The 20,330-nt window shown below is 65.1% G+C and carries 18 protein-coding genes; 1 reads left to right on the top strand and 17 read right to left on the bottom strand.

The window, feature by feature from the left end; all coding sequences use genetic code 11:
* Positions 1–58 precede the first annotated feature (58 nt).
* The 14 genes from C0R46_RS04255 to nuoG all read right to left on the bottom strand — a co-directional run bounded on the left by C0R46_RS04255 (position 59) and on the right by nuoG (position 16,463).
* Entirely contained in the window at positions 59–748 is a 690-nt protein-coding gene (locus C0R46_RS04255) for an ABC transporter ATP-binding protein (RefSeq protein WP_102958610.1), read from the bottom strand.
* Positions 748–2,055, bottom strand: a complete 1,308-nt coding sequence (locus C0R46_RS04250; RefSeq protein WP_102958292.1) for a lipoprotein-releasing ABC transporter permease subunit — start codon at positions 2,053–2,055, stop codon at positions 748–750. Before C0R46_RS04250 ends, C0R46_RS04255 begins: the two co-directional genes overlap by 1 nt.
* Complete coding sequence (gene proS / locus C0R46_RS04245; protein WP_102958291.1) at positions 2,052–3,374, bottom strand: proline--tRNA ligase; 1,323 nt, start codon at positions 3,372–3,374, stop codon at positions 2,052–2,054. Before proS ends, C0R46_RS04250 begins: the two co-directional genes overlap by 4 nt.
* Before the next feature lie 441 nt (positions 3,375–3,815).
* A complete protein-coding gene (locus C0R46_RS04240) occupies positions 3,816–4,082 on the bottom strand; it encodes a DUF1467 family protein (protein WP_102958290.1) in 267 nt (88 codons plus the stop codon).
* Between the two features lie 154 nt (positions 4,083–4,236).
* A complete protein-coding gene (locus C0R46_RS04235) occupies positions 4,237–5,847 on the bottom strand; it encodes a ribonuclease J (RefSeq protein ID WP_102958609.1) in 1,611 nt (536 codons plus the stop codon).
* Between the two features lie 142 nt (positions 5,848–5,989).
* A complete protein-coding gene (locus tag C0R46_RS04230; RefSeq protein ID WP_102958289.1) occupies positions 5,990–6,760 on the bottom strand; it encodes a biotin--[acetyl-CoA-carboxylase] ligase in 771 nt (256 codons plus the stop codon).
* A gap of 2 nt (positions 6,761–6,762) precedes the next feature.
* Positions 6,763–8,205, bottom strand: a complete 1,443-nt coding sequence (nuoN, locus tag C0R46_RS04225) for an NADH-quinone oxidoreductase subunit NuoN (RefSeq protein WP_102958288.1) — start codon at positions 8,203–8,205, stop codon at positions 6,763–6,765.
* A 12-nt stretch (positions 8,206–8,217) separates the two neighbouring features.
* Positions 8,218–9,726, bottom strand: coding sequence for an NADH-quinone oxidoreductase subunit M (locus C0R46_RS04220; protein WP_102958608.1), 1,509 nt, complete (start codon positions 9,724–9,726; stop codon positions 8,218–8,220).
* Positions 9,726–11,711: an NADH-quinone oxidoreductase subunit L gene (gene nuoL / locus C0R46_RS04215; protein WP_102958287.1), complete on the bottom strand. Its 1,986-nt coding sequence runs from the start codon at positions 11,709–11,711 to the stop codon at positions 9,726–9,728. The genes C0R46_RS04220 and nuoL overlap by 1 nt, the downstream gene beginning before the upstream one ends.
* Before the next feature lie 7 nt (positions 11,712–11,718).
* Positions 11,719–12,027: an NADH-quinone oxidoreductase subunit NuoK gene (nuoK, locus tag C0R46_RS04210; protein ID WP_102958286.1), complete on the bottom strand. Its 309-nt coding sequence runs from the start codon at positions 12,025–12,027 to the stop codon at positions 11,719–11,721.
* Positions 12,028–12,050: 23 nt separating this feature from the next.
* The gene (locus tag C0R46_RS04205; protein ID WP_102958285.1) at positions 12,051–12,668 is read right to left on the bottom strand and encodes an NADH-quinone oxidoreductase subunit J; all 618 of its coding nucleotides are present in this window, start codon (positions 12,666–12,668) and stop codon (positions 12,051–12,053) included.
* 115 nt (positions 12,669–12,783) lie between these two features.
* Positions 12,784–13,275 (bottom strand): NADH-quinone oxidoreductase subunit NuoI, encoded by a 492-nt coding sequence (gene nuoI, locus C0R46_RS04200; RefSeq protein WP_102958284.1) that lies wholly within the window; start codon positions 13,273–13,275, stop codon positions 12,784–12,786.
* A gap of 49 nt (positions 13,276–13,324) precedes the next feature.
* Positions 13,325–14,374, bottom strand: coding sequence for an NADH-quinone oxidoreductase subunit NuoH (nuoH, locus tag C0R46_RS04195; RefSeq protein WP_102958283.1), 1,050 nt, complete (start codon positions 14,372–14,374; stop codon positions 13,325–13,327).
* Between the two features lie 13 nt (positions 14,375–14,387).
* Positions 14,388–16,463 (bottom strand): NADH-quinone oxidoreductase subunit NuoG, encoded by a 2,076-nt coding sequence (nuoG, locus tag C0R46_RS04190; protein ID WP_102958282.1) that lies wholly within the window; start codon positions 16,461–16,463, stop codon positions 14,388–14,390.
* Between nuoG and C0R46_RS21305 the strand changes: the two genes are divergently transcribed.
* A complete protein-coding gene (locus tag C0R46_RS21305) occupies positions 16,462–16,614 on the top strand; it encodes a hypothetical protein (protein ID WP_157944551.1) in 153 nt (50 codons plus the stop codon). The two genes, nuoG and C0R46_RS21305, sit on opposite strands and share 2 nt — an antisense overlap.
* A 72-nt stretch (positions 16,615–16,686) precedes the next feature.
* Here the strand turns inward: C0R46_RS21305 and nuoF are convergent, their stop codons facing one another.
* The 3 genes from nuoF to C0R46_RS04170 all read right to left on the bottom strand — a co-directional run bounded on the left by nuoF (position 16,687) and on the right by C0R46_RS04170 (position 20,300).
* Positions 16,687–17,991 carry an NADH-quinone oxidoreductase subunit NuoF gene (gene nuoF / locus C0R46_RS04180; protein ID WP_102958280.1) on the bottom strand — a complete coding sequence of 435 codons (1,305 nt, stop codon included), beginning with the start codon at positions 17,989–17,991 and terminating at the stop codon, positions 16,687–16,689.
* Positions 17,992–18,005: 14 nt separating this feature from the next.
* The gene (gene nuoE / locus C0R46_RS04175; RefSeq protein ID WP_102958279.1) at positions 18,006–19,490 is read right to left on the bottom strand and encodes an NADH-quinone oxidoreductase subunit NuoE; all 1,485 of its coding nucleotides are present in this window, start codon (positions 19,488–19,490) and stop codon (positions 18,006–18,008) included.
* A gap of 240 nt (positions 19,491–19,730) precedes the next feature.
* Entirely contained in the window at positions 19,731–20,300 is a 570-nt protein-coding gene (locus C0R46_RS04170; protein WP_102958278.1) for a Uma2 family endonuclease, read from the bottom strand.
* Positions 20,301–20,330: the final 30 nt, after the last annotated feature.

Here is a 20,330-nt window from a genome sequence, read left to right as displayed (position 1 = left end):
GGCTATGCCGACGCGGCGCCGGCCGAGATCCCGCCGACGGCCGAAGTGCCCCGGCGCGTCAGAGGGTGATCGGAACGATCTTGCCGGCGTCGAGCGTAATAGCGCGGTCCATACGCGCGGCCAACTCGTGATTGTGCGTGGCGATCAGCGCCGCGACGCCGGACTGACGGACAAGGGCCGTCAGTGCGTCGAAGACATAGCTCGAGGTCGTCGGGTCGAGATTGCCGGTGGGCTCGTCGGCGAGGAGAACATAGGGGCTGTTGGCGACGGCGCGTGCGATCGCGACGCGCTGCTGCTCGCCGCCAGACAGCTCCGCCGGACGGTGAGTCGCGCGTGCGCCGATGCGCATGTAGTCGAGAAGCTGCCCTGCCCGCTCCGCCGCCTCGCTGCGGGAGAGACCCCGCACCATCTGCGGGATCATCACGTTCTCCAGCGCGGAGAACTCGGGCAGAAGGTGGTGGAACTGATAGACGAAGCCAATGGTGTTGCGGCGCATGGCTGTGCGGGCGTCGTCGCCGAGCGCCGAGCAGGGCTCGCCATTGACATAGACCTCGCCGCCGTCAGGCCGCTCCAGCAGGCCGGCGATGTGGAGCAGCGTCGACTTGCCCGCGCCGGATGGGGCGACGAGCGCCACCATCTCGCCGGCGCCGATTTCGACCTCCGCCCCTTCGAGGATGGTCAGCCTCTGCTCGCCCTGGTCGAAATGCCGCTCGATCTTGTCGAGGTGCAGTGCCGCTTTGCCGCTCATCATTCGTACCGCAGCGCCTCGACGGGATCGAGCTTGGACGCCTGCCAGGAGGGCAGGATCGTTGCCAGGAAGGACAGGCCGACCGCCATGATCACCACCAGCACGACCTCGCCGAACTCGATCTCGGCCGGCAGCTGGCTGAGGAAGTAGAATTCCGGATTGAAGATGGCGGTGCCGGAGATCCAGGAGAAAAACTGTCGGATCGCCTCGATGTTGAGGCAGAAGAGAACGCCAAGCACGAGGCCCGCCAGCGTGCCGGCGACGCCGATCGAGGCGCCGGTGATCAGGAAGATGCGCATCACGGAGCCGCGGGTGGCGCCCATGGTGCGCAGGATGGCGATGTCCCTGCCCTTGTCCTTCACCAGCATGAACAGGCCGGAGATGATGTTCAGCGCCGCGACGAGGACGATCAGCGTCAGAATGATGAACATGACGTTCCGCTCGACCTCGAGGGCGGAGAAGAAGGACTGGTTCTGCTGCTGCCAGGTGGAGGTGTAGCTCGGGCGGTTCGCCGCCTGCTCGATGGGGCCCTGCAGCGCCGTCACGTCGTCGGGATGGTCGACGAAGATCTCGATCGACTGCGCCTGGTTCTCCTGGTTGAAGTAGAGCTGCGCCTCGGAGAGCGGCATGTAGATATAGGCCGCGTCATATTCCGACATGCCGATCTCGAAGATCGCCTGGACCGGATAAGCCTTGATACGCGGCGTGGTGCCGAGCGGCGTGACGTCGCCTTCGGGCGCCACGAGCGTGATGAGGTCGCCGAGCCTTAGGCCGAGTGACTGGGCAAGCCGGCTGCCGATGGCAACGCCGCCGCTGCTATCGAAGCCATCCAGCGTGCCGAGTTGGACGTGCTGTGAAACCGGCGTCAGCTTCTGAAGATCCTCGCCGCGCACGCCCTTCACCAGCGCGCCGGTGCTCCCCGTTCCGGGACCGGAGGCGAGCACCTGCCCCTGCACCAGAGGCATCGCTGCGGTGATGCCCTGCAGCTTTGCAAGGCGGGACGCGATGTCGGCATAGTCGACCATCGGCGTGTCCATCGGCTGCAGGATCACGTGGCCGTTCACGCCGAGGATGCGGCTGAGGAGCTCGGTGCGGAAGCCGTTCATCACCGACATGACGATGATGAGGGCTGCCACCCCGAGCATGATGCCGATGAAGGAGAAGCCGGCGATCACCGACACGCCGGCATCGCGGCGGCGGGCGCGCAGATAGCGGCCCGCGATCATCCATTCGAAGCGCGAAAACGGCTTCGTCGCCGGGGCCGATCCGGCACCCTCGACGGGCGCGCTCGCCGCCTCAGTCGTCATGCGCTCACGCGGGCGGTCACGGCGTCGAGGCTGATCGTCTCGCGCTCGCCGGTCGCGCGGATCTTGATCTCCGCCTCGCCTGCCTTGGCGCCGCGCGGCCCGACGATCACCTGTACCGGCAAGCCGATCAGGTCCATCGATGCGAACTTGGCGCCGGCGCGCGTGTCCTGGTCGTCGTAGAGGACGTCGAGCCCCGTGGCGCCGAGGTCGCGATAGAGCCGCTCGCAGGCTGCGTCGCAGTCGGCATCGCCCGGCTTCATATTGATGAGGCCGACATCGAAGGGCGCCACCGACTTCGGCCAGATGATCCCGGCTTCGTCATGCGAGGCTTCGATGATGGCGGCGAGCAGGCGACTCGGTCCGATGCCGTAGGAGCCCATCTGCACAGGCACATCCTTGCCGTCGGGTCCGGTGACGAAGGCGTTCATCGGCTCGGAGTACTTGGTGCCGAAGTGGAAAATATGGCCGACCTCGATGCCGCGCGCCGCCAGCTTGTCGCTTTCCGGCACGGCGCCCCAGGCCGCTTCATCGTGCATCTCGTCCGTCGCCGCATAGGGCGTCGTCCAGGTGTCGACGATAGCGGCAAGGCTCGCCGCGTCATCGAAGTCGACATCCTCGCCGGGCACGTCGAGGGACAGATAATCCTTGTGGCAGAAGACCTCGCTCTCGCCGGTGGAGGCAAGGATGATGAACTCGTGGGACAGGTTGCCGCCGATCGGGCCCGTGTCCGCCCGCATCGGGATCGCCTGCAGGCCGAGCCGCGAGAAGGTTCGCAGATACGCTACGAACATGCGGTCATACGCCGTCTTCGAGCGCTCGAAGTCGATGTCGAAGGAGTAAGCGTCCTTCATCAGGAACTCACGAGAGCGCATCACGCCGAAGCGCGGCCGCACCTCGTCCCGGAACTTCCACTGGATATGGTAGAGGTTGAGCGGCAGATCCTTGTAGGAGCGGACATAGGAGCGGAAGATCTCCGTCACCATTTCCTCGTTGGTCGGGCCGAAGAGCAGTTCCCGCTCGTGCCGATCTTGGATGCGCAGCATCTCCTTGCCATAGGCATCGTAGCGGCCGCTTTCGCGCCAGAGGTCGGCCGACTGGATGGTCGGCATCAGCAGTTCGATGGCGCCGGAACGGTTCTGTTCTTCCCGGATGATGGCGCAGACCTTGTCCAGCACGCGCTTGCCGAGCGGCAGGAAGGAGTAGAGGCCGGCGGCCTGCTGGCGGATCATGCCGGCGCGCAGCATCAGCCGGTGCGAGACGATCTCGGCTTCCTTGGGCGTTTCCTTCAGGATCGGCAGGAAATAACGCGACAGGCGCATGATGGATCGCACTCCAAGTTATGCTTCGGCGGCGGGGCCGCGTCCGGGTCATAGACGCTCACAAAGAGCTTGGAAAGGAGCGTCGCTCAACCGATCCCGGCGAGCATTTGCCCATGCAAGCAACGGCTTGCCCAAGCTTTAAGCGGTGTGGCGAAAAAAAGTCGCAGAACCGCCAGATTCAACGTGACAAAATTTTGTCAGGAACATAACGTGCGACCTGCATAAGTCGTCCGCCGGAAGATGCTGGCGACTAGCGGTCTAGTCTTGGGAGGACGTGATTTCCGGCGCAGCGTAAGGCTGCAGCCCCGGCGCCACAGACCGGAGCGAAATCCAGACCTGCACCTCATAAATGCAAGGCGAAAGCCTTGCATTTTTTTTGTCTTCTTCGTCGCTCCACGCCGGTCTTCTTGCGATGGCGATCGCGGATCGCCTGATCCCGGATCAGGTGCCCGGGATAAGATGCGGCAGATCTTCAGGACCAAAGCCGTAAACCTGCGTCACGACATAGTAGACGATGAAGACGGCGATCGAAACAAGCGTGGTCTGCACCACCTTGCGCAGGATCTTGAAGTCGGCCGGAGCACTGTGAGTGGTGCCGAGCACGACGTCCTCCTCGTCGGCCTGTGAACGCATGCCGATCGGCAGGATGGCGAACAGCACCGTCCACCAGATGATGAAGTAGATGGCAAGACCGGTGATCCACGTCACGGCCGTCCCTCCTCGGCTGCGGCGGAAACACGACCCTCTTCGACAGGGGCTCCGGCGCGTGCCGGCCGATTGCCGGCTCGCACCGGCTCGGCGCCAGCCTTTCCGCAGCTGAGGATCAGCGTCCCCGCTGAGCTGCTTCCAACCGGCATCACGGTCACCCGCGTGAGACGAAGACGGTCACGATCGGCTTCTTGCCCCAGGCGTCGGCGGCTGCCGCCCTGACCGCCCGGCGTGCTGCCTCCCGCACCGTCTCGAAATCCTTGCGGCGGTTGCGCGGGATGCTCTCCACGGCTCCAGCCGCCGCCTCGACCAGGAGTTCGCCGAAATCCTCGCCGTCGAAATCCTCGCGCGGCACGCCGAGGGTGACGACATCCGGATCGTGGCGCAGCTCCAGCTTCTCCGTCAGTTCGACATGCACCGCGATGTGACCGGCGAAGGCGAGCTTGCGCCGCTCGCTGATCGCCATCTCCTCTGCCGTGCCGATCAGCGTGCCGTCCTTGTAGAGACGTCCGACCGGCACCTCGTCGATAATCTCGGCAGGACCCGGCGCCAGCCGCACCATCTTGCCGTTGCGCAGCGACACGACCTCCTTGACTCCCTGTTCGCGGGCAAGGCCGGCATGGGCGACGAGGTGCGCCGCCTCGCCATGGGCCGGGACGGCGATCTTCGGACGAATCCAGTCATACATCTGGCGCAGCTCGCCCCGGCGCGGATGGCCGGAGACATGGACGAGCTGTCGTCCGTCCTCGACCACTTCGACCCCGCGGTCGATCAGCGCATTCTTGATGTCGATGATCCCTTTCTCGTTGCCCGGGATCGAGCGCGAGGAGAAGATGACCATGTCGCCCTTCGACAGCGCCACCGCCGGATGCTCGTCGCGGGCAAGACGTGCCAGCGCGGCGCGCGGCTCACCCTGGCTGCCGGTCAGGATGATCACCGCCTTGTCGCGCGGGATGTAGCCGAAGTCCTGCTCGTCGACGAAGGGCGGAAGGCCATCGAGATATTCGAGCTCCGCCGCGACGTCCGCGACGCGCTTCATCGACCGGCCCATCAGGAGGACCTGCCGTCCGACATCATGGGCGGCCTGCGCCACGGATCGGATGCGCCCGATATTGGAGGAGAAGGTGGTGATGGCCACCCTGCCCTTCGACTTGCCAATGATCTCGCGCAGCGAGGCGGACACCGCCTGCTCGCTCGGCGACTCGCCTTCGCTCAGTGCGTTGGTCGAGTCGCAGACGAGTGCCAGCACGCCCTCGTTGCCGATGGCGCGCAGGCGCGCCTCGTCCGTCGGGGCGCCTAGAGCCGGCGTCGGATCGATCTTCCAGTCGCCGGTGTGGACCACGGTGCCGAACTTGGTGCGGATCGCCAGCGCCACCGGTTCCGGGATCGAGTGGGTGACGTTGATCGCCTCAATCGAGAACGGCCCGACCTGGAAGGTGTCGCCCGCCTTGTAGAGCGTCACCGGGATCTTCGGCGCGCCGGGTTCACCCTCGCGCTTGGCCTGCAGCAGCCCGGCGGTGAAGGCCGTCGCATAGACCGGCACTTTCAGCTTCGGCCAGAGATCGAGGAGTGCACCGTAGTGGTCCTCATGGGCGTGCGTGATGATGATCGCTTTGAGCGAATGCCGCTCCTGGATCAGGAAGCGGATGTCCGGGAAGACGAGGTCGACGCCCGGAAATTCGGGGCCGGCAAAGGAGACGCCGCAGTCGATGGCGATCCATTCGCGATCATCTTCCGGACCATAGCCGTAGAGGGCGAGATTCATGCCGATCTCGCCGATGCCGCCCAGCGGCACGAAAACCAGTTGATCCAAGGCGTTATCCGCTCTTCTTTGCTGCGCGATTCAAGCCGGATGCGGCTGCCGCGTCTTCGTTCGACCGCGTCGCCGCGGCCTTGCTGCGTCTCATCTAAGCACCGGCGCCCGAGGGTTCGAGGTGCGGGAAGAACAGCTCACCGGCAGAGATGGCTCTCGTCGTGCCGTCGGCGAGGCCAAGGATCAGCCGGCCACCATCATCGAGGGCCTGGAACTCGCCCTCCAGTGCCGAAGCCGGCAGGTTCACGCGGCACGCATCACCGATGCCGATGGCATGAGCGAGCCAATCTCGCCGGATCGGCGCGAAGCCCTCGCCCCTGTTCCAGGTTCTGACGGTGCTCTCGACAGCGGTCGCGACGGCGGCGAAGGTCGTCTCGAAATCGGCGTCGATGCGCTCCGCCCTGAGGCTGGTCACGCCATAGGGCGTGCCGCTCGGCATGTCGGCGACATTGACGCCGCAGCCGACCACGGCCGCGATCCGACCGTCGGACAAGCGCTCGCTCTCGACGAGGATGCCGACCATCTTACGGCCACCGATCAGGATGTCGTTCGGCCATTTGATTCTGACCGAAGTCGGTTCCGCCCGCGGCAAGGCGGCGATGCCGTTGCGCACGCCGAGGGCCGCAACGAGCGGCAGCGTCGCCAGCCGTTCCAGCGGCGCCGGATCGACCAGAAGGAGGCTCGCATAGAGATTGCCGTCGCGCGACACCCAGGTCCGGCCGCGGCGGCCACGCCCGGCGGTCTGGTGCCGGGCAGTGACCCAGAGCGGCCCAGGATCGCCGGACCGCGCAGCTTCGAGCGCCAGCGTATTGGTCGAGCCGACCTCGTCGAAGGACAGCCGACGCCGCAGAGGCGTTCTCGCCACCCTTAGAAAAACGTCCGCGCCGCCGCTTCCGCCGCGGCGAAGATGGAGCCGCCGACCAGGAGATAGAGCGGGAAGATGAACAGCGCCGAGGCACCGAGCACGACACGCAGCTCGAGGCTCATCGGCTCGAACGTCTCGGCCGGCTCATCGAACCACATCACCTTGACGATGCGCAGGTAGTAATAAAGGCCGACGACGCTGGAGAGGACGCCGAGCACCGCCAGCCAGTAGAGGTGCGCCTCGACCGCCGCCATGAAGACGAAGTACTTGGCGAAGAAGCCGGCGAAGGGCGGCAGGCCGCCCAGCGAGAGCATCAGGATGGTCAGGAGCAGCGCCAGCACGGGCTTGGTGCGCGACAGGCCGGACAGATCGGTGATCTGCTCTACAAGGCCATCGCGCCGACGCATGGCGAGGATCACCGCGAAGGTGCCGAGCGTCATGGCGAGATAGACGGCCATGTAGAGAAGGACGCCGCGCACGCCGGAGACATTGGCCGCGGCAAGGCCCACCAGTGCATAGCCCATGTGGCTGATCGACGAGTAGGCCATCAGGCGCTTGAGATTGCGCTGTCCGATCGCGGCAAAGGCGCCGAACGCCATGGAGGCGATCGAGATGAAGACGATCACCTGCTGCCAATCCACCGCCATGGAGCCGAAACCCTGCACGGTGAAGCGCGTGAGGAGGCCGATCGCCGCGACCTTCGGCGCGCCCGCCATGAAGGCGGTGATCGGCGTCGGAGCGCCTTCGTAGACGTCAGGCGTCCACATGTGGAAGGGCACGGCGGAGATCTTGAAGGCGAGACCCGCCAGCACGAAGACGAGGCCGACGAGCAGACCGACTGACCGGGTTTCCGCCGTCGCGGCGGCGGCGATCGCCCGGAACTCGATGTGACCGGAGAAGCCGTAGACCATCGAGGCGCCGTAGAGCAGCATGCCCGAGGACAGCGCGCCGAGCACGAAGTACTTCAGGCCCGCTTCGCTGGAGCGGACGCTGTCGCGGTTGATCGCCGCCAGCACGTAGATGGCGAGCGACTGCAACTCGAGGCCTAGATAGAGGGCGATCATGTCGCCCGCCGAGACCATCACCATCATGCCGGTGGTGGAAAGGACGATCAGCACCGGGAACTCGAAACGGTCGAAGCGCTCGCGATTGGCAAAACCCACCGACATCAGCACGGCCGCGGCCGATCCGATGAGCACCAGAACTTTGAGGAAGCGCGCGAACGGGTCGAGCACGAAGGAGCCGCCGAAGGCGACGCCCGTCGGCGTTGCCAGCACCAGCCAGGCAGCGGCCGCGAGCAGGAGAGCGACGGCGAGGCTCGTGACAAGGCGCCCGCTCCGCTCGCCGACGAAGACGCCGACCATCAGGAGGATCATGGCGCCGATGCCGGTGATCAGTTCGGGTCCGACGATGGACAGGCTGTCGGCGATCATTGGGGAAAGCATCGGATCCCGCTCCTACTGCGCCAGCGCGACGGATTGGGCCGCCTGAAGGGCAGCGGAATAGCTCGAGAGCAGCTTCTCGACGGAGGCTGTGGTGACGTCGAACACCGGCGAAGGATAAACGCCGAAGAAGATCGTCAGCGCGACCAGCGGATACAGCAGCACCTTCTCACGACCCGAGAGGTCGAGGATGGAGCGCAGGTTTTCCTTCTCCAGCGCGCCGAAGATGACGCGGCGGTAGAGCCAGAGCGCGTAGGCCGCCGACCAGATCACGCCCGTCGTAGCGAAGATCGCGACCCAGGTGTTCGCCCGGAAGACGCCGAGCAGCGTCAGGAACTCACCGACGAAGCCGCTGGTGCCGGGCAGACCGACATTGGCCATGGTGAGGATCAGGAAGGCGGTTGCATAGGCCGGCATGCGGTTCACGAGACCGCCATAGGCGGTGATCTCGCGGGTGTGCATGCGGTCGTAGACGACGCCGACGCAGAGGAAGAGCGCGCCGGAGACGAGACCGTGGCTCAGCATCTGAAAGATCGCGCCCTGCACGCCCTGCTCGTTGACGGCGAAGATGCCCATCGTCACGAAGCCCATATGGGCAACGGAGGAGTAGGCGATCAGCTTCTTGATGTCCTCCTGCATCAGCGCCACCAGCGAGGTGTAGATGATGGCAACCACCGATAGCGTATAGACCAGCGGCGCGAAGTCGGCCGAAGCCACCGGGAACATCGGCAGCGAGAAGCGCAGGAAGCCGTAGCCGCCGAGCTTCAGGAGGATGCCGGCGAGGATCACCGAGCCCGCCGTCGGCGCTTCGACGTGCGCGTCCGGCAGCCAGGTATGCACCGGCCACATCGGCATCTTCACCGCGAAGGAGGCGAAGAAGGCGAACCACAGCCAAGGCTGGATCGCGACCGGGAACTGGAACTGCAGGAGTTCCGGAATCGACGTCGTGCCGGCGGTCCAATACATCGCCATGATCGCGACCAGCATCAGCACCGAGCCGAGGAAGGTATAGAGGAAGAATTTGTAGCTGGCGTAGACGCGCCGTTTGCCGCCCCAGACGCCGATGATCAGGAACATCGGGATCAGGCTGCCTTCGAAGAAGACGTAGAAGAGCACGATGTCGAGGGCGCAGAAGACGCCGACCACCAGCGTCTCCAGGACGAGGAAGGCGACCATGTACTCCTTCACCCGCTTCTCAACGGACTCGAAGCTGGCGAGGATGCAGATCGGGATCAGGAAGGTCGTCAGGATGACGAACAGCATCGAGATGCCGTCGACGCCCATATGATAGGTGATGCCGGTGCCGAGCCAGGCCGACTGCTCGACCATCTGGAAGCCGGCATTGGCCGGATCGAAGCCGATCCAGATGAACAGCGAGACGATGAAGGTCGCGATCGAGGCGAACAGCGCGATGTTGCGGATGTTGCGCCGTGCCGCCTCGTTGTCGTCGCGGATGAGGAGGATCAGCGCCGCGCCGACCAGCGGCAGGTAGGTGACGGTCGAGAGGATCGGCCAGTCGGTCATCATCGTGCTCCCCCGAACATCATCCAGGTGACCAGCGCCGCGACGCCGATCAGCATCGCGAAGGCATAGTGATAGAGATAGCCGGTCTGCAGCCGCACGACGCGGTCAGTCACGTCCAGAACGCGTGCCGAGATGCCGTCGGGCCCAAGCCGATCGATCGTTCCGACATCGCCCTTCTTCCAGAGGAAGCGGCCGAGCGCCTTTGCCGAGCGGACGAACAGGACGTCGTAGAGCTCGTCGAAGTACCACTTGTTCAGGAGGAACTTGTAGAGGCCGCTGTGACGCTCCGCGATCCTGGCCGGCGTCTGCGGCGAGCGGATGTAGAAGAGCCAGGCCAGCACCAGGCCGATCACCATCATGATCGTTGGCAGTAGCCCGATCAGGAAGGGCGTCGCATGCATATCGTGGAGGACGTGGTTCTCCGCACCCGAATAGAGCGCCGACACCCAGAACTCCTCATAGCCTTCGCCGAGGAAGTACGGCTCGAATAGGAGGCCAGCGAGGAGCGCGCCGGCGGCCAGCACGAAGAGTGGCACCAGCATGACCATCGGCGATTCGTGCACGTGGTGCATCACCTCGTGGCTCGCACGCGGCTTGCCGTGGAAGGTCATGAAGATCAGGCGCCAGGAGTAGAAGCTCGTCAGCAGCGCCGCGATCACCGTCATGCCGAAGCCATAAGCCGCGAAGCTGTTGTGCCCGGCGTAGGCGCTTTCGATGATGGCGTCCTTGGAGAAGTAGCCCGCGGTGAAGGGGAAGCCCGTCAGCGCCAGCGTGCCGATCACCATCATCCAGTAGGTGATCGGGATGTGCTTCCGCAGACCACCCATGTTGCGCATGTCCTGCTCGTCCGAAACGGCATGGATGACCGAGCCGGCGCCGAGGAACAGCAGCGCCTTGAAGAAGGCGTGCGTGAAGAGGTGGAAGATCGCCGCGCCATAGGCGCCGACGCCGAGCGCGACGAACATGTAGCCGAGCTGCGAGCAGGTGGAATAGGCGATGACGCGCTTGATGTCGTTCTGCACCAAGCCAACGGTCGCGGCGAAGAAGGCCGTCGTCGCACCGACGAAGGTGACCACCGTCAGGGCCTCGTGCGACAGCTCGAAGACCGGCGACATGCGCGCCAACATGAAGACGCCGGCGGTGACCATGGTAGCCGCGTGGATCAGCGCGGAGACCGGCGTCGGGCCTTCCATGGCGTCCGGCAGCCAGGTGTGGAGGCCAAGCTGGGCCGACTTGCCCATGGCGCCCATGAAGAGCAGCAGGCAGATCACCGTCAGCGCGCCTGCCATGGACAGCGAGTAGCCGGCGAAGACCAGCACCGGAGCGCCTGCTGTGGCCGCCTCGCCCTCGCCGCCTGCCATGCGGCCCGCGACGTCCGCCGCGCCGGCGAAGATGGTGTCGAAGTTGACCGACCCGAACAGCACGAACAGCCCGAAGATGCCGAGCGCGAAGCCGAAGTCGCCGACCCGGTTGACGATGAAGGCCTTCATCGCGGCGGCGCTGGCCGAGGGCTTCTTGTACCAGAAGCCGATCAGCAGATAGGAGGCGAGACCTACTCCCTCCCAGCCGAAGAACATCTGCACGAGGTTGTTCGACGTCACCAGCATCAGCATGGCGAAGGTGAACAGCGAGAGGTACGCGAAGAAGCGCGGCCGATGCGGATCGTGGTGCATGTAGCCGATCGAGTAGACGTGCACGAGCGCCGACACGGTGTTGACGACAACCAGCATGACCAGGGTCAGGCGGTCGATGCGCAGCGACCAGTCGATGTCGAGGCTGCCGACCTGCATCCAGCGCAGCATGGTGACACGCAGCGTCTCACCCTCGCCGAAGCCGAAGGAGATGAAAGCGATCCAGGACAGCACCGCCGCCACGATCAGGAGCGACGAGGTGACGTATTCGGAGGCCTTGGCGCCGATCGAGCGGCCAAACAGGCCTGCGATGAGGAAGCCGACGAGAGGAAGGAGAACGATCGCCTGATACATCGTCCGATCAGCCTTTCATCGAGTTGACGTCTTCCACGGCGATGGAGCCGCGGTTGCGGAAGAAGACGACGAGGATCGCAAGGCCGATAGCCGCTTCTGCGGCGGCAACGGTCAGGATGAACAGCGCGAAGACCTGCCCGACGAGGTCATTCAGGAAGGCCGAGAAGGCCACCATGTTGATGTTGACGGCGAGCAGGATGAGCTCGACCGACATCAGGATGGTGATGATGTTCTTCCGGTTCAGGAAGATGCCGAAGACGCCCGTCACGAAAAGGATGGCGCCGACGGTGAGGAAATGTCCGAGACCGACTTCCATGGCTGTTCTCTTTGCTGCGGGCCTCAGAGGCCCTTGCCGCTCTGGACCTTGCGGATCTCGATCGCCGTCTCCGGCGTGCGGGCGACCTGACGCGGGATCGACTGGCGCTTGATGCCTTCCTTGTGGCGGAGCGTCAGCACGATCGCGCCGATCATCGCCACGAACAGGATCAGCCCGGCGAGCTGGAAGAAGAAGACGTAGCGCGTATAGAGCACCGACCCGAGCGCGCGGATATTGGAGACTTCGGCGAGCGGCGGCGTCGGCATGGCGGTGGCGACACTGAGCTGCGGGTCGAAGTAGTTGCCGGTGACGACGATGATCAGCTCGGCAAGGAGGATGACGCCGATGATCGCGCCGATCGGCGCGTAGTCGAGCGCGCCCCTCTTGATGTCGCCAAGATCGAGGTCAAGCATCATCACGACGAAGAGGAACAGGATCGCGACCGCGCCGACATAGACGACGATCAGGATCAGCGCGAGGAACTCGGCCCCGGTGAGCAGAAAGAGCCCGGCGGCACTGACGAAGGTCAGGATCAGGAAGAGCACCGCATGCACCGGGTTGCGCGCAACGACGACCGAGACGGCCGAGCCGACGGTCACCAGCGCGAACAGGTAGAAGAACAGTGCCTGAAGGCCGAGCATAGCCGGGCTCCCCTGAAGACGGCCGCGGCGGGAAGCCGCGCGTCCGACATGAACTCAAGACAGTTGCGAGGAAGCAGAGGCACGACGCCCAGGCGCCATCCCCTGCCCTGCCCGCTTAGCGATAGGGCGCGTCGAGCGCAATGTTGCGCGCGATCTCCCGCTCCCAGCGATCGCCGTTCGCCAGAAGCTTCTCCTTGTCATAGTAGAGCTCCTCACGGGTTTCCGTGGAGAACTCGAAGTTCGGTCCCTCGACGATGGCATCGACCGGGCAGGCTTCCTGGCAGAAGCCGCAATAGATGCACTTCACCATGTCGATGTCGTAGCGCACGGTGCGGCGGGTGCCGTCATTGCGGCGCGGGCCGGCCTCGATGGTGATGGCCTGCGCCGGGCAGATCGCTTCGCACAGCTTGCAGGCGATGCAGCGCTCTTCCCCGTTGGGATAGCGGCGCAGCGCATGTTCGCCCCGGAAGCGGGGGCTGACCGGGTTCTTCTCATAGGGGTAGTTGATCGTCGCTTTGGGCGCGAAGAAGTAGCGCATCGAAAGGCCGAAGGCCTTCACGAATTCCAGGAGAAACAGCGACTTGATGTTCTGGGCCAGCGCGCTCATCGGGCGAGGACCTTTCCGATCTCAATAGCGTGCCAGGTGAAAGAGGCGCTCATACCGCGGCCCATCCGGTGATCTGCAGCACGAAGGCGACGATCACGACCATGGCCAGCGACAGCGGCAGGAAGACCTTCCAGCCGAGGCGCATGAGCTGATCATAGCGGTAGCGCGGCACGAATGCCTTCACCATGGCGAACATGAAGAAGACAAGGGCGACCTTCAGGAGGAACCAGATGACGCCCGGTATCCAGGTGAAGGGGACGAAGTTGAAAGGCGGCAGCCAGCCGCCGAGGAAGAGGATGGTGGTGAGGCAGCACATCAGGGTGATGGCCGCGTACTCGCCCAGCATGAACATCATGTAAGGCGTCGAGCCGTATTCCACCATGAAGCCGGCGACGAGCTCCGATTCGGCCTCCGGCAGGTCGAAGGGCGGCCGGTTCGTCTCGGCGAGCGCCGAGATGAAGAAGACTACGAACATCGGGAACAGCGCCAGCCAGTGCCAGTCGAGGAAGGTGTTCGGCAGGCCGACCATCGTTCCAACGCCGTTGGTCTGCGCCAGCACGATATCCGTCAGATTCAACGACCCGACGCAGAGCAGCACCGAGACGATCACGAAGCCGATCGAAACCTCGTAAGACACCATCTGCGCGGCGGAGCGCAGCGCGCCGAGGAACGCGTATTTCGAGTTCGACGCCCAGCCGCCCATGATCACGCCGTAGACCTCGAGCGAGGAGATGGCGAAGACGTAGAGAATGCCAATGTTGACGTTGGCGATCACCCAGCCGTCGGCGACCGGCACCACGGCGAAGGTCGCCAGCGCCAGCGTCACCGCGACAAGCGGCGCCAGCAGGAAGACGCCCTTGTTGGCGCTGGCCGGGATCGTCGGCTCCTTCAGCACGAACTTGAGGAGATCGGCGAAGGACTGGAACAGACCCCAGGGGCCGACGACGTTCGGGCCGCGGCGCATCTGCACCGCCGCCCAGATCTTGCGGTCCGCCAGCAGGATATAGGCGATCAGCACCAGGAGGACGACGAGGAACAGCAGGCTCTGACCCAGAATGATCAGGCCCGGCCAGAAGTAAAGTGAAAAGAAATCCGCCACTTGTCGGCCTTCCTTATTCCGCCGCTTCCAGATGCTGGTCCTGCGCCAGCTTGGAGCATTCCGCCATCACCTTGGAGGCGCGGGCGATCGGGTTGGACAGGTAGAAGTCGCCGAAGCCGCTGACGAAGGCCGGGCCGCTGAGCGTACCGGCACGGTCGGCGAGCGTTGTGATCGCCGCCGGATCGGCCGCAACCACAGCATCGGAACGCAGATGCGGATGCGCCTCGTAGAGCTCGCGCCGCAACGCCGCCAACGAATCGAAGGGGAGCGCGCGGCCGAGCACCGCCGACAGCGCGCGCAGCACCGCCCAATCCTCACGGGCGTCGCCCGGGGGGAAAGAGGCGCGGCTGCCCGTCTGTGCGCGACCCTCGACATTCACCCAGGTGCCGGATTTCTCCGTATAGGCCGCCCCCGGCAGGATGACGTCGGCGCGATGGGCGCCGCGGTCGCCATGCGTGCCGATATAGACGACGAACGGTCCGGGTGCGATGTCGACCTCGTCAGCGCTGAGGTTGAACAGGAGGTCGACGCCGCCAGCGGCCATGGCCGCGAAGTCCTTGCCGCCCTCGCCCGGCACGAAGCCGATGTCGAGGCCGCCAACGCGCGAGGCCGCGGAGTGGAGAACGTTGAAGCCGTTCCAACCCTCGGTCACCGCACCGATCTCGCGCGCCAGCGCGGCGATCGAGGCGAGCACGTCGGCACCGTTGGCGCCCGAGATGGCCCCCTGCCCGACGATAATCATCGGCTTGGCCGCGTTCTTCAACGCATCGAAGAAGCCGCGGCTGGCGCCTTCGATGTCGGACAGCGTATCCGGACCGGCACCGAGATAGGTGTAGTCGTAGCGCAGGTCCGAACGCTCGCCGATGACGCCGATCGGGAAGTTGTCCATGCGCCAGCGCTTGCGGATGCGCGCGTTGAGAACGGACGCCTCAAAGCGCGGATTGGCGCCGATGATGAGCAGCGCGTCGGCATCCTCGATGCCGGCGATGGTGGTGTTGAAGAGGTAGGAGGCGCGGCCGTCGGCCGGGTCCAGCTTGGCACCGTCCTGTCGGCAGTCGACGCTGGTCGAGCCCAGCGAGGCGACGAGGCGCTTCAGCGCCCACATCTCCTCGACAGCGGCAAGATCGCCGGCGACGGCGCCCATTGATCCCGGTGCCGCCGCATCGACGCGCGCCTTAATGGCGGCAAAAGCCTCAGGCCATGTCGCCGGCTGCAGGCGACCGTCGCGGCGGATATAGGGGCGGTCAAGGCGCTGCGTGCGCAGGCCGTCCCAGACGAAGCGGGTCTTGTCGGAGATCCACTCCTCGTTGATCGACTCGTTGAGGCGCGGCAGGATGCGCATGACCTCGCGGCCGCGCGTGTCGACGCGGATCGAGGAGCCGACGGCGTCCATGACGTCGACCGTCTCGGTCTTGGTCAGCTCCCAGGGCCGTGCCTGGAAGGCATAGGGGCGCGAGGTGAGCGCACCGACCGGGCAGAGATCGATGACGTTGCCCTGCAGCTCCGAGGTCATCGCCTGCTCGAGAAAAGTCGTGATCTCGGCGTCCTCGCCGCGGCCGATCAGGCCGAGCTCGGAAATGCCGGCGACTTCCGTGGTGAAGCGGACGCAGCGCGTGCAGTGAATGCAACGCGTCATGATCGTCTTGACCAGCGGACCGATATACTTGTCCTCGACGGCGCGCTTGTTCTCGCGGTAGCGCGAAGAATCGACGCCGAAGGCCATCGCCTGGTCCTGCAGGTCGCACTCGCCGCCCTGATCGCAGATCGGGCAGTCGAGCGGATGGTTGATCAGCAGGAATTCCATGACGCCCTCGCGGGCCTTCTTCACCATCGGCGTGTTGGTGAAGATCTCCGGCGTCTCGCCATTCGGGCCCGGACGCAGGTCGCGCACGCCCATGGCGCAGGAGGCCGCCGGCTTCGGCGGTCCGCCCTTCACCTCGACGAGGCACATGCGGCAGTTACCGGCGACGGACAGACGTTCGTGGAAACAGAAGCGCGGGATTTCGGCACCCGCCTCCTCCGCCGCCTGGAGCAGCGTGTAGTGGTCGGGAACCTCGATCTCTGTGCCGTCGACTTTGAGCTTGGCCATGATCTTCTTCTCAGTGTCGCGCTTCGGTCAGATCGAGCCGGCGCTCGATGCGCTCGACACGTTCTTCCAGGCGATCGATACGGCGATGAACGCCGGCAAGATTTTCCTCGACTCCGGTGAGTCGGACCTTCACGTCGTGCGTATCGGCTGACAGCCGGTCGATCTTCGCGTCGATGCGCCGAAGCAGCATGAGGACCAGATTGTCCGGCTCGTCCGTCATCCCCTACTCCGCCGCGACCAGCATCGGCCGGTCCTTGTCGGAGTTACGCGAGAACTCGTCGATGCGGCGCTCGATCTCGGCGCGGAAGTGTCGCACGAGGCCTTGAACGGGCCAAGCCGCGGCATCGCCGAGCGCGCAGATCGTGTGCCCCTCGATCTGCTTGGTGACGTCGAGCAGCATGTCGATCTCGCGCTTGTGCGCGTTGCCGACGACCATCCGCTCCATCACGCGCCACATCCAGCCGGTGCCTTCGCGGCACGGCGTGCACTGGCCGCAACTCTCATGCTTGAAGAAGTAGGACAGCCGCGCGATCGCGCGCACGACGTCCGTCGACTTGTCCATGACGATCGAGGCGGCGGTGCCGAAGGACGACTTCACAGCGCGCAGGCCGTCGAAGTCCATCGGACAGTCGATGATGTCCGCCGCCGGAACGATCGGGCACGACGCGCCACCCGGGATGACGGCGAGGAGATTGTCCCAGCCGCCACGGATGCCGCCGCAATGCTTCTCGATCAGCTCGCGGAAGGGAATCGACATCGCCTCTTCCACCGTGCAGGGCCGCTCGACATGGCCCGAGATCATGAAGAGCTTGGTGCCGACATTGTTCGGACGGCCGATGCCGGCGAACCAGGCGCCGCCGCGGCGCAGGATGGTCGGCGCCACCGCGATCGACTCGACGTTGTTGACGGTCGTCGGGCAGCCATAGAGGCCCATATTGGCCGGGAATGGAGGCTTCAGCCGCGGCTGACCCTTCTTGCCCTCTAGGCTCTCCAGCAGCGCCGTCTCCTCGCCGCAAATATAGGCGCCGGCGCCGTGATGGACGGTGATGTCGAAGTCCCAGCCGCACTTGTTGTCGCGGCCGAGCAGCCCGAAGTCGTAAGCCTCGTCAATGGCGCGCTGCAGCGCCTCGCGCTCACGCACATACTCGCCGCGCACGTAGATATAGGCCGTATGCGCACCCATCGCGAAGCCGGCGATGATGCAGCCCTCGATCAGCGTGAACGGATCATTGCGCATGATCTCCCGGTCCTTGCAGGTCCCGGGTTCGGATTCGTCGGCGTTGACGACGAGGTAGTGCGGACGTCCATCCGACTCCTTCGGCATGAACGACCATTTCAGGCCGGTCGGAAAGCCGGCGCCGCCACGGCCGCGCAGGCCAGAGGCCTTCATTTCGTTGATGATCCAGTCGCGGCCCTTGCCGATGATGTCGGCGGTGCCGTCGAAGTGGCCGCGCCCCATCGCGCCCTTCAGGCTCTTGTCCTTCAGGCCGTAGATGTTGGTGAAGATGCGGTCCTTATCGTCAAGCATCTATCGTCTCCGCATCACCCGACCGTGGAGCTGCTGGACTGTCCCGCCAGCGCCTTGGCCTGATCGATCCAGCGGTCACGCACGGCGCGGCCGCGGAAGTTGAGATGATCGTCAATCCAGAACAGCTCCTCGCTATTCCAGGCGGCGATCTGCCGGACGTGGAAGACGCCCAACTCGTTGAGCTTCTGCTCGAGCACAGGTCCGACGCCACGGATCTGCTTCAGGTCGTCCTTCGCACCATCGGGCGCCTTCAGAAGGTTGCCCGGCTTCTGCCCGATCGAATGGTGCGGCCGCGTCTCCAGCGTGCCGGCTTCATCCTCGGCAGCGCCCTCCGCCTTGCTTGCGAAGTGATCGCTCGCCATCGGCCCGGGCAACGTATCTTCCGTCAGCCGACCAGCTTCGGTGCCCTGCTCGCCGCGATCGCCTTCACTGAGCAATGGACCATGCGCGGAGACCGACGAGCCGCTCGGCTCGCCCGGGCGCGACTTGGCCGGGATCAGACTCTCCTCGGCCCGGCGCTCCTGGCTCGGCAACGAGCCATCGGTGCGGCCCGCGTCGCCACGCGCGTTGGCGGTGGTGATCTCTGGCCGCTCCTTGTCGGCGGCGCCGGTCGGACCCTGGCGTTGGCCGCCCGTCTGGCCGGAACCCGGACGATGCGCCCCGGCCGAAGGATTGGTGCTGGCGCCGTTCTCGGCACGTTGGTCGGCCGCAGCGCCCACGCTGCGGCCCGGCGAGGCAATCGTCGGATCCGTCTCGGCCGCATGCGTATCCGGACGGCCGGCCTGGGACGGCGGCGTCGCAGCAGCACCTCCCGCGCCCGCAGCCTGCTCGGATGCACCCGTCTGCGCCGGCCCGCCTGTCGCGCCGCCCTCGGCGCCCTTGTCGGCAGCGTCGGAGTTGAGCGACGTCAAGCCACCGAAGGGCTCGGAGCCGTGCCGGTCGATCTGCGGACCAGGCTGGACCTCGCCCCCACGCCCCTCCGCAAAGAGATCGATGATCTCCTCCAACCGCTGCGGCGTCAGATCCTCATAGGTGTCCTTGAAGATCATCACCATCGGCGCATTGACGCAGGCGCCGAGGCACTCGACCTCTTCCCAGGACAAGGTGCCGTCATCGTTCAGATGAAACTGCTCGGGATGGATCTTCGAGCGGCAGACCGCCTTCAGATCATCCGAGCCGCGCAGCATGCAAGGCGTCGTCCCGCAGACCTGGACGTGGGCGCGCGTGCCGACCGGCTTCAGCTGGAACTGTGTATAAAAGGTTGCGACTTCAAGCACGCGGATCAGCGGCATTTTCAGCCGGTCGGCGACATGCTCGATGGCGGCGCGCGTGACCCAGCCGTCCTGGTCCTGCGCGCGCATCAGCAGCGGAATCACCGCCGACTGCTGGCGCCCATCGGGATAGCGGCTGATCACGCGTTCAGCCCAGGCTGCATTTTCCTCTGAAAAGGCAAAGCCCTGCGGCTGAACCGCGTCTTCGGCGAGACGTCTGACCGACATCGGAACTCGACTTCAGAATGGTTATAACTTCTATGTTGCGGCGCGTTCTATCACAGCAATCGCAAAAGGCCAGTGGTAGCGACGCGTCGTATCCCGTTGTGAATGCACCATCTGCGCCAGTTGCATGGCAGCGCCATAGCCTCGCCCATCCAGTTACGGCAGGGCGCGGCAATACGACATAGGTTAGCTTGATCCGAACGCCGGTTGCGACATGCCACACCGTGTCGGCCAATCGCCGACTCAGCTCTCCAGCAGAGCCTCGACGGTGACGGAGAAGCCGGGCGGCGAGAGATCGATCACATCGGAACGCCCGAGGATCGACGTCGTGATGGGGCCGTCTGCAACCAAACGGCGGTGATGCACCACCTTGGCCTCGTCGCCATAGACGATGAGGTAGTGGAGAATGGATGGCACGGCGAAATAGTCGATCAGCTTGCGGTCGACATCGGTGCGCACGCTGGACGGCGAAATGATCTCGACGGCGACGATGGGATTAGGCGCAAAGACCTTATCGCCGTCATAAGGGCCATAGTGGACCACGACGTCCGGTCGCCGGACCGCCTTGTCGCTTACCCAGATGCTGACACCGTCAGGGAAAGACCGGCAGCGATCCAGTCCTGCACCCCGGATCGCCGTCCGCATTGCGAGCCAAGCTGATGCCTTTCGCTCGGCGTGACTTACTCGCTCGGCCTGCAAGCGGACCGGCCTGCCCTGGACGAGCTCGTAGCGTTCCCCGTCCTGCCAGCTCTCCGCCCAGGCGAAGAACTCCTCGGCCGTCATCGTCTGGTTCAGAGCGGGATCGGCGTTCACGCCGCCGATCCTAACAAGTCCGTGCGCTGC

The sequence above is a fragment of the Mangrovicella endophytica genome (assembly GCF_002893625.1).
GTDB lineage: Bacteria > Pseudomonadota > Alphaproteobacteria > Rhizobiales > Rhizobiaceae > Mangrovicella > Mangrovicella endophytica.
Note: the sequence above shows the minus strand (reverse complement) of the source record. Positions and strands in the feature narration are given on the sequence as shown.

What these genes read in the sequence shown, in the direction of transcription:
- proS (WP_102958291.1), bottom strand. Translation starts at nt 3,374, where the DNA reads ATGCGCCTGTCGCGTTATTTCCTGCCGATCCTGAAGGAAACGCCCAAG.
- C0R46_RS04205 (WP_102958285.1), bottom strand. Translation starts at nt 12,668, where the DNA reads ATGCTCGGCCTTCAGGCACTGTTCTTCTACCTGTTCGCGCTGGTGACC.
- nuoF (WP_102958280.1), bottom strand. Translation starts at nt 17,991, where the DNA reads ATGCTTGACGATAAGGACCGCATCTTCACCAACATCTACGGCCTGAAG.
- nuoE (WP_102958279.1), bottom strand. Translation starts at nt 19,490, where the DNA reads ATGTCGGTCAGACGTCTCGCCGAAGACGCGGTTCAGCCGCAGGGCTTT.
- C0R46_RS21305 (WP_157944551.1), top strand. Translation starts at nt 16,462, where the DNA reads ATGATCTTCTTCTCAGTGTCGCGCTTCGGTCAGATCGAGCCGGCGCTC.
- nuoI (WP_102958284.1), bottom strand. Translation starts at nt 13,275, where the DNA reads ATGAGCGCGCTGGCCCAGAACATCAAGTCGCTGTTTCTCCTGGAATTC.
- nuoK (WP_102958286.1), bottom strand. Translation starts at nt 12,027, where the DNA reads ATGGAAGTCGGTCTCGGACATTTCCTCACCGTCGGCGCCATCCTTTTC.
- C0R46_RS04255 (WP_102958610.1), bottom strand. Translation starts at nt 748, where the DNA reads ATGAGCGGCAAAGCGGCACTGCACCTCGACAAGATCGAGCGGCATTTC.
- nuoN (WP_102958288.1), bottom strand. Translation starts at nt 8,205, where the DNA reads ATGCTTTCCCCAATGATCGCCGACAGCCTGTCCATCGTCGGACCCGAA.
- nuoG (WP_102958282.1), bottom strand. Translation starts at nt 16,463, where the DNA reads ATGGCCAAGCTCAAAGTCGACGGCACAGAGATCGAGGTTCCCGACCAC.
- nuoL (WP_102958287.1), bottom strand. Translation starts at nt 11,711, where the DNA reads ATGTATCAGGCGATCGTTCTCCTTCCTCTCGTCGGCTTCCTCATCGCA.
- C0R46_RS04220 (WP_102958608.1), bottom strand. Translation starts at nt 9,726, where the DNA reads ATGACCGACTGGCCGATCCTCTCGACCGTCACCTACCTGCCGCTGGTC.
- C0R46_RS04250 (WP_102958292.1), bottom strand. Translation starts at nt 2,055, where the DNA reads ATGACGACTGAGGCGGCGAGCGCGCCCGTCGAGGGTGCCGGATCGGCC.
- C0R46_RS04235 (WP_102958609.1), bottom strand. Translation starts at nt 5,847, where the DNA reads ATGAATCTCGCCCTCTACGGCTATGGTCCGGAAGATGATCGCGAATGG.